Origin of the sequence: Stenotrophomonas sp. GZD-301 (genome assembly GCF_049310345.1) — a bacterium.
Lineage (GTDB): Bacteria > Pseudomonadota > Gammaproteobacteria > Xanthomonadales > Xanthomonadaceae > Stenotrophomonas.
In genome coordinates this window covers 25,657-37,119 of sequence record NZ_JBMOWY010000070.1, presented here as the reverse complement: position 1 = coordinate 37,119, position 11,463 = coordinate 25,657, and the positions used below count along the sequence as shown (strand labels likewise).

Here is an 11,463-nt window from a genome sequence, read left to right as displayed (position 1 = left end):
GACGGCGCGCAGCGGCGGGCTCTGCGCGCGGTGATGCAACGTGCCGGCCAACGGTCGGCACCTACCCACGACCGTGCGCCCGGGCCACACCCTCGGCCATAAAAAACGGCGCCTCTCGGCGCCGTTTCTGTTCACTCCCTACGCATCCGCTCAGTTGGTTGCGGGCGCCGGGGTCTTGCCCTTCATCATCGTGTCGCGGGCCGCCTTGAACGGGTTGCCCTCGTACCAGTTCGGCCAACGATCGCCGCCGGCCAGCTCCTTGCCGACGCCGTACAGCAGCTGCAGGTCCTCGACCGTGCCGTCCAGCTTCCAGGTGGCGGCGTCGTACTCGTCCTTCGGACCGTGGTAGCGGTTGCGGCCATAGTCTTCGGCGGCCTTGCGGCCCGCTTCGATGCCACCCTCGCGCAGATCTTCGCCGCCGTCGGCGTACAGGGCCGGAACGCCCGCCTTGGCGAAGTTGAAGTGATCCGAACGGAAGTAGAAACCGCTCTGCACCGCCGTTTCGCCGTGCAGGGTGCGGCCCTGGTTGGCGGCCAACGGCTTGAGGATGTCCTCCAGCTCCGAGCTGCCGAAACCGGTCACGGTCATGTCCTTGGCGTGGCCGGCCACCGACATCGCATCGATGTTGATCACGCCGGCGATCTTGTCGAGCGGGAAGGTCGGGTGATTGACGAAGTACTTCGAGCCCAGCAGGCCCGATTCCTCCAGCGTGACCGCCAGGAACACCACCGAGCGTTCCGGCGCGGGCTGCTGGTGCACCATCGCATCGGCGATCTCCAGGATGCCGGCCACACCGGTCGCGTTGTCGATGGCGCCGTTGTAGACGTTGTCACCCTGCTCACCTTCGTGCTTGCCCAGGTGATCCCAGTGCGCCATGTACAGCACCGCCTCGTCGGCGCGCTTGCTGCCCGGCAGAACGCCGACCACGTTGCGCGACTTCTTCTCGGCGATGGTGCTCTTCAGGTCGAAGGAGACCTTGGCCTTCAGCGGCACCGGCTTGAAACCACGCTTGCTGGCGTCCTTGTAGGCCTTGTCCAGGTCCAGACCGGCCTCGGCGAACAGCTGCCGCGCAGCATCGGCGCTCAGCCAGCCCTGTGCGGGCAGGCGTGCTTCCGTATCGTCCTTGGCCGGCAGGTCGTACTGCGGGCCCGCCCAGGAGTTCTTGACCACGTCCCAGCCGTACGAGGCGCCGGCGGTGTCGTGCACGATCAGCGCCGCGGCTGCACCCTTGCGTGCAGCCTCCTCGAACTTGTAGGTCCAGCGGCCGTAGTAGGTCATGCGCTTGCCGTCGAACAGCGTGCTGTCGTCGACGTGGAAGCCGGGGTCGTTGACGAACATGACCACCGTCTTGCCCTTCCAGTCCTGGCCGGCGTAGTCATTCCACTTCTGCTCCGGCGCGTCCACGCCGTAACCGACGAACACCAGGTCGCTGGACGATACCTTGATCTCCGGCTGGCCGGTGCGGGTGCCGATCACCATGTCCTTGCCGAAGGTCAGGGCGCGCGTCTTGCCGTCCTGCTCGAGCGTGAGCACGGTCGATTCGTCGGCGGTGGTCTCGGTCATCGCCACGTCCTGGAACCAGCTGTCGCCATTGCCGGGCTGCAGGCCGATGCGCTGCATCTGGTCGCGGATGTACTCGACCGTGCGGTCTTCACCAACGCTGCCTGGCGCGCGGCCCTCGAATTCGTCCGAGGCCAGTGTCTTGACCAGCTCGGCGAAGTCGCCGGCGTTGATGTCGGCCGAGAAGGCATGGCCGGCGGCGGGAGCCGGTGCGGCCGCCGGAGCGGGGGCGGGAGCGGTCTGCTCGCCTTTGCACGCCGACAGAGCGGCGGCAGCGGCGAGGCACAACAGAAGTTTGCGGGGCATCGTCGGTTCCTGGATCAAAGAGGCCGGCGCCAGCAGCGCGCCGGGGGGGACACAATATCAATCCTGCGGCGCGGCGTCGGTGTCGAAGGCCTGCGCCACCGCACCAGTGATCGCACCGGTACGTGCGCTGCGGTGGATGTACAGCGTGACGTCGCGATCGAACTGCAGGGTGCCGCCGACCACCGCGTTGGGGCCGATGATCACCCGTGGCTTGCGGCCCGGCGTCAGCGACAGGTTGAAACTGGCCTTCTTGACCCGGATGCCGCCCCCGACCTGCGAGCCGACGCCGACCGTGATGTCGCCGTTGACCGTCTCGATGCCTTCGCCCAGCCGCGTGTCGACCAGCCCGATGCTGCCGTTGACGGTATCCACACCGCCCTCGATCTGGCTGCCCCGGTCGGCGAAGATGCTGCCGTTGACGGTTTCGACGTCGCCGTTGGCCACCACCTCACGTCCGATCTGGATGCTGCCGTTGACCGTGGAGATGCCGCCGGTACGGGCGCGGTCGCCAATCCGGATGCCGCCGTTGACGGTTTCGATGTCGCCGGTCACGGCGCCTTCCTCGATGCGGATGCTGCCATTGACGGTATCCAGATCGCCGTAGGTCTGGCCCGATTGGGCGGTGATACTGCCGTTGACCTTGCTGATGTCTTCCTGGGCAAGCGCGGGGGCCGACACCATCAGGGCCAACAACAACGGGAACGAAACAGATTTCATGGGAGCCTCGGTTGTCTGGCGCGCGGCTGGCAGGCCGCCTGCTGCAATGTCACCATGCGTCGCTACAATCTGCATCTGCCTGAAGTCACTGGAAAGCCCTTGCGCCACAACGCCTTTTCCTCACGCCGGGATAACAAACCCACCGCAGGACGCGCCGTTTCGCGCCGCCTGGGCGTGATGCTGCAGGGGCTGTTGCTGGCCACCGCGCTGTTGTTGGCCGGCCAGGGGGCGGTGGCGCAGACGCCCAAGGAAACCGAGCGCAAGCTGCAGAAGCTGCGCAGCGAACTCAAAGGCGTGGCGCAGGAGCGGCGGACCCTCGAAGGGCAGCGCGGCCAGGCGTCGCGACAGCTGCGCGAGGCCGATGAAAAGGTCGCCCGCACCGGCCGCGTTCTGGCCCAGACCGAGACCGCGCTGCAGCGCGAAACCCGAGCGATGAACGAGCTGCAGCGCAAGCGCACCGAGCTGCAGGCCGGGATGGCGCAGCAGCGCGAAGAACTGGCGTCGCTGCTGCGTGCCGCGTATCGCGTAGGCAACAATGCACCGCTCAAGCTGCTGCTGTCGCAGGACCGCGTGGCCGATGCCAACCGCACCCTGGCCTATCACCGCTATCTGCAACGCGAACGCGCGCAGCGCATCCAGGCCCTGACCCGCGATCTGGCTGACCTGCAGACGCTGGAAACGGAGATCGTCGAGCGCCGGCAGGCGTTGGAAGGCACCCGTCAGCAGCAGAAGCAGCAGGCGGCCGCACTGGAGGGCGACCGCCGCGAGCGCGCCGCCACCGTGGCCACGCTGGACGAGCGCTTCAAGGACCGCAGCGAGCGGGAGAAGGCGCTGGGCCAGGACGCCAAGGCACTGGAAACCCTGCTGGCCAACCTGCGTGCCGCCGCAGCACGCGCCGAAGCGGAACGGCGCGCGGCCGCCCGGCGCGCTGCAGCGGAAAAGGCCGCGGCCGACAAAGCCGAGAAGGCGGCCGCCGCGAGCGGCACGCGTGCCCCGCCGCGTGCGGTCAAGGTACCGCCCGTGGTGGCCTCCGCACCGGCACCGAAAGTGGGCGGCCTGGGCTGGCCGCTGTCGGGCAATCTGCTCGCCCGTTACGGCGGCAAGCTGCCTGATGGCCGTACCAGCAGCGGTGTCCTGATCGGTGCACCGGCCGGCAGCACCATCACCGCCGTGGCCGATGGCACGGTGGTGTTCTCGGACTGGATGACCGGCTACGGCATGATCCTGATCGTTGACCACGGCAATGGCTACATGAGCCTTTACGCCCACAACGACACCCTGCTGCGCGATGCGGGTGCGGCGGTGAAGAAGGGCGACGCGGTGGCCAAGGTCGGCAACTCCGGCGGACAGGGCGTGACGGCGCTGTACTTCGAGCTGCGTCGCAACGGCCAACCGGTGGACCCCGGGTCCTGGCTGCAGCGTCGCTGAGGTCGACGGGGCGATGAATCGCGCCCCCCTCGCGGCACGGGCGGGCGCCGGGCGGTTCAACGGGAATTTATCGGGCCTTCGCGCATAATCGGAACACGCACCCCGGTGTGTGTGTGTTCCCGTCCCCCGCTTACCCTGGAGTGCTTCATGCGCGTAGCCCGTTCCGCCACCTTGTTGCTGGCCCTGTTGCCGGCCGTGTCCTGGGCGCAGCAGACCGGCGATGCGCCGGCACGCGGCAGCGATGCGGCAACCAGTGAAGAGGCGGTGACCTCGCGCGTGCCGCTCGAGGAAATCCGGCGTTACGTGGCGGTGTACAACGCGGTGCGCGCCGCCTATGTGGACCCGGTGGACGACAAGAAGCTGATGCAGTCCGCGATCCGCGGCCTGCTGCTGGACCTGGACCCGCACAGCACCTACTTCGACAAGGAAGACGCCGAGGCCTTCGATGAGCAGGCCAACGGCGCCTACGAAGGCATCGGCGTGGAACTGCAGCAGCAGCCGGACAACAGCAGCCTGAAGGTGATCTCGCCGATCGACGACACCCCGGCGGCACGTGCGGGCATCCTGGCCGGCGATCTGATCATCGCCATCGACGGCAAGCCGATCAGTGCGATCGAGGCCACCGAACCGCTGCGGGGTGCGGCCGGCAGCAAGGTCGTGCTGACGCTGGTGCGCGAGAGCCGGCCCAAGCCGTTCGACGTGACCGTCACCCGCGAAACCATCCGCGTCACCAGTGTGCGCAGCCGGATGCTGGAGCCCGGCTACGGCTACATCCGCCTGAGCACCTTCCAGGCCGACACCGGCGCCGATTTCCAGAAGCATGTCGCGCAGCTGCAGCAGCAGGCCGGTGGCAAGCTCAAGGGCCTGGTGCTGGATCTGCGCAGCAACCCGGGCGGGCTGCTTACTGCGGCCGTACAGGTGGCCGACGACCTGCTCGACAAGGGCAACATCGTCAGCACCCGTGGCCGCATCTCGATCAGCGATGCGCGCTTCGACGCGACGCCGGGCGATCTGCTCAAGGGCGCGCCGGTGGTGGTCCTGGCCGATGCCGGGTCGGCCAGTGCATCGGAAGTGCTGGCCGGCGCGCTGCGCGACAACGGCCGCGCGCGCGTGGTCGGCAGCCGCACCTTCGGCAAGGGCTCGGTACAGACCGTGCTGCCGCTGGACAACGGCGATTCGGTCAAGCTCACCACCGCCCGCTACTTCACGCCCAGCGGCAAGTCGATCCAGGCCACCGGCATCGTGCCGGACGTGGTGCTGGTGCCCGACAAGCGCGACGGCGACGACGCGCTGCCGGCCAGCCTGACCGACTACAGCGAAGCGACCCTGCCGGGCCATCTGCGCGGCGACGAGGAAGGCGGCGACGGCTACAAAGCCGGTGACGTGCTGCCTGGCGACGGCCCGATCAACGATGCACTGGCCGAATTGAAGCAGCCGGGCTCGGTGGTGGCCAGGCAGAAGGCGGAGGCAGCCAGGAAGCCGGCGGCCAAGCCTGAGGCGAAGCCCGAAGCAAAGCCCGAAGCGAAGCCGGCAGAAGCGCCGACCAAGCCCTGATCGACCGTACCCCCGCCGTTGTAGAGCCGAGCGTTGCTCGGCTGGCCGTGCGCAGCGCGGCAATGATCGGCACAGGAGCAGCCGGGTAGAACCCGGCTCTACGTGGCCGCCGCAGCGCCTAGAAGCCGTGGCGTTTGCGCAGGCGCCGTGCGATGGCCGCGCGCACGTACACGCCGTAGGCCAGCCCGAAGGCGAAGCCGGCGATGTGCGCCCACCAGGCGACCATGCCGAAGGTCGGGCCGATGTAGGCGAACACCACCTGCAGCGCCGCCCACACGCCGATCAGCAGGTAGGCCGGCGCGCGCACGAACTCCAGGAACAGGCCCAGCGGGATCACCACGCCGAGCCGTGCGCCCGGGAACAGCGCCAGGTAGGCGCCGATCAGCGCCGACACCGCGCCGCTGGCGCCGATGATGATCTGGTCCGGGCTGCCCATCGTGTAGATCGCGGTCAGGTTGGAGATCGCCCCGCCCACCAGGAACAGCAGGATCAGCCGCCACGGCCCCAGCACGCGTTCGGCGGGCAGCCCGAAGATCAACAGGAACACCAGGTTGCCGAGCAGGTGCGACCAGTCCGCGTGCAGGAACAGGGCGGTGAACAGCCGCAGCACGCTGCCGTCCTGCAGGGTGGCCCACCAGTCCAGCGGATGGGTCAGGCCCGTGGACAGGGCGCCCCAGTCCAGCCACAGGCTGCGCCGGGCGTCGTCCGGCCGGGAGATCGACCACAGGAAGGCCAGCCACAGGGCCGCGAACAGCAGCGGGGTGGCCCAGCGCAACGCGGACTTCTTGCGGGAGGGAATCGACACGAACATGGGTGGCGCTAGCCTAGCGCGGGGGCGACCCGGACGGGGGAATGTCGCGTTCAGCCTGAATGGCCGGGAGGTCGACGGCCGTTATTGTTTCATTAACCGGTCTGGGTATACTCGCATACGGCGTCGTATGTCGGGAGGGGAATCCGGCGCGTCGTCCCGATCCGCAAGGGGAGGGGCTACGCAGGCGCGCGTTGCCAAACATCACCGCAATTCCGGAGAGAACCAACAATGCATACCGCTTCCACGCTTGCCCGTGTCACCGCCCTGGCCGTCGGCATTGCCGGTGCCCTGGCCGCTGGTCACGTCAACGCCGCCGCCTTCCAGCTGAAGGAAAACAGCGCCAAGGGCCTGGGCCGTTCGTTCGCCGGTTCCGGCAGCGCCGCGGGCGACGCCTCCATCATCGCCGTCAACCCGGCCGGCATGCGCCAGCTGGAAGGCATGCAGGTCCAGGGCGACCTGAGCGCCATCAGCTTCTCGGCCAAGTTCCACGGCACCGGCCGCAAGCCGACCGGCCAGGCCCAGACCGGCGGTGACGGCGGCGACGCCGGCATGATCGCCCCGGTTCCGGCTGCCTACTTCCACATGCCGATCGGCGAAAAGGCCCACTTCGGCGTGTCGCTGACCGCACCGTTCGGCTTCAAGACCGAATACGACAATGGCTGGGTCGGCCGTTACAGCGGCCTGAAGACCGACCTGAAGGCGATCGACCTGGGCTTTGCCGCCTCGTACGACGTCAACCCGTACGTGTCGTTCGGCGCATCGGTGTTCGTCGAACACCTGACCATCGAACTGAGCAACAACATCGACTTCGGCACCGCGCTGGCGCAGTCGCGCGTGCCGGGCTACGCCCCGGGCAGCGCCGACGGCAAGCTGACCGTGGAAGGCGACAACAATGCGGTGGGCTGGACCGTGGGCGGCTTGTTCAGCCCGGATGAGAACACCCACATCGGCATCAGCTACCGTTCCAAGGTCGAGCACAAGATCACCGGCGGCGATGCCACCTTCGCGGTGCCGCCGGATGTGGCAACCGTGCTGAACGCCGTGCAGCCGGGCCGCTTCGTGAGCACCTCGGGCAAGGCCACCGTGACCCTGCCGGCCTCGGCCACCCTGAGCGTCACCCACAACGTCAACGACAAGTGGACCGTGATGGGCGACGTGACCCGCACCGCGTGGTCGACCGCCTTCGACCAGGTCACCATCGACTACGCCTCGGCGCAGCCCGATTCGGTGCTGGAATTCGGCTACCGCGACACGACCTTCGTCTCGCTGGGTACCGACTACAAGCTGAGCGACACCGTCACCCTGCGCGGCGGTATCGCGCTGGACCAGACCCCGACCACCAACGCACACCGCGACGTGCGCGTGCCCGACACCAGCCGCAAGTGGCTGTCGCTGGGCGTGGGCTGGACCCCGTCGGAAAACGTCGAGTACAACTTCGGCTACCTGCACCTGTTCACCAAGGATCCGGACGTGATCATCGCCGGTACCACCAACAACCAGGGCAACGCGCTCACCGGCAAGTACAAGGTGCGCGGCGATGTGCTGGCGGCGTCGGTGAACTACAAGTTCTGATCGACGCGTAAGCGGACATCACACGCTGTACGAAAGGCCCCGCTCGCGCGGGGCCTTTCTGTTTCCGGCATACGGACCGCGCTCAGCGCAGCTGGCGTGGCGTCGCGTTGAGACGTTGGCGCATCAGCCGGCGCAGCGCGGTGGGATCGCCGTAACCGACCCGCTCGGCGACTGCTTCCACCGAATAGCGGCTGTTCTCCAGCAGTGCCCGCGCCCGGTTCAACTGCACGCTGCGGATCAGGTGCAGCGGGCCGTGCCCCGTCGCCCGGGTGACCTGCCGCGACAAGGTACGGGTGGACATGCCCATGTGCAGGGCCAGATCGCCAACGCTCAACGCGGCGGGCAGGCGCGCTTCCACATGCGCGGTCAGGGCGGCGATCAACGCATTGCCTTGCGCCATCATCGCCGGGACCATGAACGGCGACTGCAGCTGGCGACGGTCCAGCAGCAGCGCACGCGTCACCGCCTCGGCCAGCGCCGGCCCGAAGCGCTGGCGCAGCAGGTGCAGCATCAGGTCGCTGTGGCCGAGCGCCGCACCGGCGGTGGTCACCGCACCGTCGTCGATCACCATGTGATCCGGATCGACCTGGCAGGTCGGTTCCAGCCGTTGCAGCGCGGCGGCCAGCCACCAGGTGGTGGTGACCCGCCGCTGCGCGAGCAGGCCGGCGGCCTGCAGCAGGAATACGGACGCGCATGACGCGGCGATGCGCCCGCCTGCAGCGGCGTGCGCACGCAGGGCGCGCAGCACCCGCGGAACGTCGGCGCCGGCCAGCCGCGCGGCGATCGCGTGGGGATCGTCCACACCCAGGCCCGGCACGATCCAGCATGCGTTGCCGTCAGGCGCACGCGGCAGTGGCTGCGCACGCAGCTGCAGGTGGTCGCCGAGCCGGACCGGGCCGCGCGTGGCACTGCAGATCTGCCAGCGGGGTGCCGGCAGGCCCAGTCGCGGCGCCAGCGTGGCGGCCGTGGAGAGCATGTCCACGCTCAGCGCGACACTGGACGCAAAGGCGCCGGGGAGCACGATGACGGTGAAATCCTGCATTGGCCGATTCCGCACGAAAGATGTCGAATCAGTCGATGGTGGCCGCAGCCGCGCGGAGATTCAATGAGGGCCTCTCCTCTGCGGTCCCCCACATGCCGAACATCACCCTGCGCCTGCCCGCCACCGCCTTCGATGCCGCCCGCTGCGCGCGGCTGCTGCAGGCCGTCCATACCGCTGCCGTGCGCGCCTGCGGGCTGGGCAACGACCCGCGCCAGCAGGCGTTGTGCTGGGTGATGCTGGAGCACACCGCACCGGGGCAGTGGACGTGCGGCGGTCGCGACCCGCTCGCCGATGCCATTCCCTGCCAGGTCCACATACGGGCGCCGGCCGGCGTGCTCGATGCCGAGCGTCGCGCCGCCTATGCGCATGCCGTGCACCAGGCCATTGCAACAAGTGTGGCCGCCGACGACCCGCGCCGGCTGATCACCTCGATCGTGATCGAGGACGTCGCCGAGGGTCATTGGGCGGTGAACGGGCAGGTCTGGCACCGCGACGACTTCGTGCGTGCGGCCGGGTACGCGCATCTGCAGCCGGCGCCGTCGGTGGGAGGTGTGCGATGACCCTCTCCACATGGTCCGGCGCCTGCCACTGCGGTGCGGTGCGGTTCGCCTTCCAGGCACCGTCGCTGCGCGCCTTCGCGTGCAACTGCTCGCTCTGCCATCAGCGGGGTGCGATCTGGGTCGGTTGCGCGGATGCGCACTTCCAGCTGATCGAGGGCAACGACGCGTTGTCCACCTATGCGTTCGGCACGCGTACCGCCACGCACTACTTCTGCCACCGCTGCGGGGCGGCGCCGTTCAGTCATCCGCGGCTCGCGCCTACGGCGTGGGTGATCAACCTGCGTTGCGTGGACGGCGTGGATCTGGCGACGCTGGAGATCCACCGTTTCGACGGGCAGCACTGGGAGGAGGCCGCGCGCGCCTGGCTGCAGGCACAGGCGATGGCCTCAGCAGTGCGCTGAGCGACCGGCCGCGTAGCGCAGTCCCTGCCGCACCTGCGCCACGAACGCCGGCAACCGATACATCGCCTCGTCGTGGCCCAGCCCGGTGTACCAGCTGCGGCCGCCGTCGAAGGGATGGCACCAGGTGATCGGGTGGTCGCTCCCCATGCGGCCGCCGTCGTACAGGCGTTCGTCCACCGTGGCGACCACCTGCACGCGCCCGCGCGGCGTGTCGCGATAGTTGTACAGCTCGTCGTGCACCGCCCACGGCGCACCACGCACGCGGCCATCGCGTTCGGGCTGCACGCGGCTGGTCTGCAGGCCGGGGGGATGCGAATGGAAGTACGCGCCCACCAGGCGGCCGTACCACGGCCAGTCGTACTCGGTATCGGCAGCGGCATGCAGGCCGACAAAACCACCTCCGCCGCGGATGAAGCCTTCCAGCGCGGCCTGCTGCTGGTCATCGAGCACGTCGCCGGTGGTGCTGGCAAACACCACCACGCGGTAGCGCGCCAGATTGGCGGCGGTGAAGTCGGCGGCGTTCTCGCTGTGGTCGGCCTGCATGCCCTCGGCCGTGGCGACGCGTTGCAGCGCGGCCACGGCGGCAGGGATGGACTCGTGGCCGTACTCCACCGTACGGGTGAACACCAGCGCACGCTCCGGTGCTGGCCCGGCCTGTGCAGCAGGCGCGTGCATCAGGACCAGCAGAAGCGACAGCAGCGGGGAAGGCAGGCGCATGGCCGGATTCTGCCACGGCTTTGGCCCGGGGCACGGTGCTTTCCGTGCAGTGCTGCAAGATGCAGCGCGTACAATCCCGCACCCACCCACGCACCGCGTGGGTCAATGACGTTTGACAAGGATCTGTACATGTCGCCTCTCGCGCTTCGTTCCGCCCTCGCCCTGGGCCTGGCCGCACTGTCGGCCCCTGCACTGGCCGGCGATTTCGCCAGCTGCTTCACTCTCACGCCTGGCCTGCAGTGGTCCAACGGCGATGAAACGCTGACCATCGAGAAGGCCACGTTCGCCGGTCAGAATGCGATCCGGGTCAACAGCGCCGGCGGTGGCGTCGGTACCGCGAGCTACTACGATGCCAGCGGCCGCCAGTTCCTCGGCCAGGAGCGTTTCGGCATCTCCGCGTGGGGCGGCGACGCGTCCAAGCCGGTGATGACCGACATCTTCACGCCTGCGCCGACCTTCCCGGCCAGCGCCAAGCCGGGCGATCGTTTCGAGCTCACCGGCAAGGGCCAGCGCACCCACCACGTCGAGGAAACCGTCGAGCCGCTCGACTACGACGGGTTCTCCGACTACACCTTCGTGGGCTTCGAGGATGTGGAGGCGGAGGTGGGCTTCCAGCCGCGCACCTTCAAGGACACCTGTCATGTCACGGCGACCTTCGAAGACAACCGTATCGAAGCCTGGTACGCGGCCGGCTTCGGCCGCATCAAGTTCGAGCGCTACATGGGCAACGAACTGCTGATGCGCGACGAGATCGAATCGATCGAGGCCGAGTGACCTACAAAAAACCCCGCTTTC

General features: G+C 68.5%; 11 protein-coding genes. 6 read left to right on the top strand and 5 right to left on the bottom strand.

Annotated features, from left to right (window positions below):
* Positions 1 to 150: 150 nt before the first annotated feature.
* Together ACO6VK_RS17890 and ACO6VK_RS17885 are read right to left on the bottom strand one after the other, a co-directional pair.
* Complete coding sequence (locus tag ACO6VK_RS17890; protein ID WP_422509511.1) at positions 151 to 1,866, bottom strand: M28 family metallopeptidase; 1,716 nt, start codon at positions 1,864 to 1,866, stop codon at positions 151 to 153.
* A gap of 57 nt (positions 1,867 to 1,923) precedes the next feature.
* Positions 1,924 to 2,583 carry a hypothetical protein gene (locus tag ACO6VK_RS17885; RefSeq protein ID WP_422509509.1) on the bottom strand — a complete coding sequence of 220 codons (660 nt, stop codon included), beginning with the start codon at positions 2,581 to 2,583 and terminating at the stop codon, positions 1,924 to 1,926.
* A gap of 99 nt (positions 2,584 to 2,682) precedes the next feature.
* Here ACO6VK_RS17885 and ACO6VK_RS17880 point away from each other — a divergent pair, with 99 nt between their 5' ends.
* Entirely contained in the window at positions 2,683 to 4,011 is a 1,329-nt protein-coding gene (locus ACO6VK_RS17880) for a murein hydrolase activator EnvC family protein (RefSeq protein WP_422509507.1), read from the top strand.
* A 147-nt stretch (positions 4,012 to 4,158) separates the two neighbouring features.
* A complete protein-coding gene (locus tag ACO6VK_RS17875; protein ID WP_422509505.1) occupies positions 4,159 to 5,565 on the top strand; it encodes a S41 family peptidase in 1,407 nt (468 codons plus the stop codon).
* 118 nt (positions 5,566 to 5,683) lie between these two features.
* Here the strand turns inward: ACO6VK_RS17875 and ACO6VK_RS17870 are convergent, their stop codons facing one another.
* A complete protein-coding gene (locus tag ACO6VK_RS17870) occupies positions 5,684 to 6,376 on the bottom strand; it encodes a rhomboid family intramembrane serine protease (protein ID WP_422509503.1) in 693 nt (230 codons plus the stop codon).
* Positions 6,377 to 6,604: 228 nt separating this feature from the next.
* Here ACO6VK_RS17870 and ACO6VK_RS17865 point away from each other — a divergent pair, with 228 nt between their 5' ends.
* Positions 6,605 to 7,948 (top strand): outer membrane protein transport protein, encoded by a 1,344-nt coding sequence (locus ACO6VK_RS17865; RefSeq protein ID WP_422509501.1) that lies wholly within the window; start codon positions 6,605 to 6,607, stop codon positions 7,946 to 7,948.
* Between the two features lie 82 nt (positions 7,949 to 8,030).
* Here the strand turns inward: ACO6VK_RS17865 and ACO6VK_RS17860 are convergent, their stop codons facing one another.
* Positions 8,031 to 8,990, bottom strand: a complete 960-nt coding sequence (locus ACO6VK_RS17860) for a GlxA family transcriptional regulator (RefSeq protein WP_422509499.1) — start codon at positions 8,988 to 8,990, stop codon at positions 8,031 to 8,033.
* A 92-nt stretch (positions 8,991 to 9,082) separates the two neighbouring features.
* Between ACO6VK_RS17860 and ACO6VK_RS17855 the strand changes: the two genes are divergently transcribed.
* Together ACO6VK_RS17855 and ACO6VK_RS17850 are read left to right on the top strand one after the other, a co-directional pair.
* On the top strand, positions 9,083 to 9,550 hold the full coding sequence (locus tag ACO6VK_RS17855; protein ID WP_422509497.1) for a tautomerase family protein: 468 nt from the start codon (positions 9,083 to 9,085) through the stop codon (positions 9,548 to 9,550).
* Complete coding sequence (locus tag ACO6VK_RS17850) at positions 9,547 to 9,951, top strand: GFA family protein (RefSeq protein ID WP_422509495.1); 405 nt, start codon at positions 9,547 to 9,549, stop codon at positions 9,949 to 9,951. The genes ACO6VK_RS17855 and ACO6VK_RS17850 overlap by 4 nt, the downstream gene beginning before the upstream one ends.
* On the opposite strand, the gene ACO6VK_RS17845 is transcribed toward ACO6VK_RS17850, so the two are convergent.
* Entirely contained in the window at positions 9,937 to 10,668 is a 732-nt protein-coding gene (locus ACO6VK_RS17845) for a ThuA domain-containing protein (protein WP_422509493.1), read from the bottom strand. The genes ACO6VK_RS17850 and ACO6VK_RS17845 overlap by 15 nt on opposite strands.
* A 129-nt stretch (positions 10,669 to 10,797) precedes the next feature.
* Between ACO6VK_RS17845 and ACO6VK_RS17840 the strand changes: the two genes are divergently transcribed.
* Positions 10,798 to 11,442: a hypothetical protein gene (locus ACO6VK_RS17840; protein WP_422509491.1), complete on the top strand. Its 645-nt coding sequence runs from the start codon at positions 10,798 to 10,800 to the stop codon at positions 11,440 to 11,442.
* Positions 11,443 to 11,463 lie beyond the last annotated feature (21 nt).

Coding starts and splice junctions, on each gene's coding strand:
- ACO6VK_RS17875 (WP_422509505.1), top strand. CDS start 4,159: ATGCGCGTAGCCCGTTCCGCCACCTTGTTGCTGGCCCTGTTGCCGGCC.
- ACO6VK_RS17850 (WP_422509495.1), top strand. CDS start 9,547: ATGACCCTCTCCACATGGTCCGGCGCCTGCCACTGCGGTGCGGTGCGG.
- ACO6VK_RS17845 (WP_422509493.1), bottom strand. CDS start 10,668: ATGCGCCTGCCTTCCCCGCTGCTGTCGCTTCTGCTGGTCCTGATGCAC.
- ACO6VK_RS17865 (WP_422509501.1), top strand. CDS start 6,605: ATGCATACCGCTTCCACGCTTGCCCGTGTCACCGCCCTGGCCGTCGGC.
- ACO6VK_RS17855 (WP_422509497.1), top strand. CDS start 9,083: ATGCCGAACATCACCCTGCGCCTGCCCGCCACCGCCTTCGATGCCGCC.
- ACO6VK_RS17890 (WP_422509511.1), bottom strand. CDS start 1,866: ATGCCCCGCAAACTTCTGTTGTGCCTCGCCGCTGCCGCCGCTCTGTCG.
- ACO6VK_RS17870 (WP_422509503.1), bottom strand. CDS start 6,376: ATGTTCGTGTCGATTCCCTCCCGCAAGAAGTCCGCGTTGCGCTGGGCC.
- ACO6VK_RS17885 (WP_422509509.1), bottom strand. CDS start 2,583: ATGAAATCTGTTTCGTTCCCGTTGTTGTTGGCCCTGATGGTGTCGGCC.
- ACO6VK_RS17860 (WP_422509499.1), bottom strand. CDS start 8,990: ATGCAGGATTTCACCGTCATCGTGCTCCCCGGCGCCTTTGCGTCCAGT.
- ACO6VK_RS17840 (WP_422509491.1), top strand. CDS start 10,798: ATGTCGCCTCTCGCGCTTCGTTCCGCCCTCGCCCTGGGCCTGGCCGCA.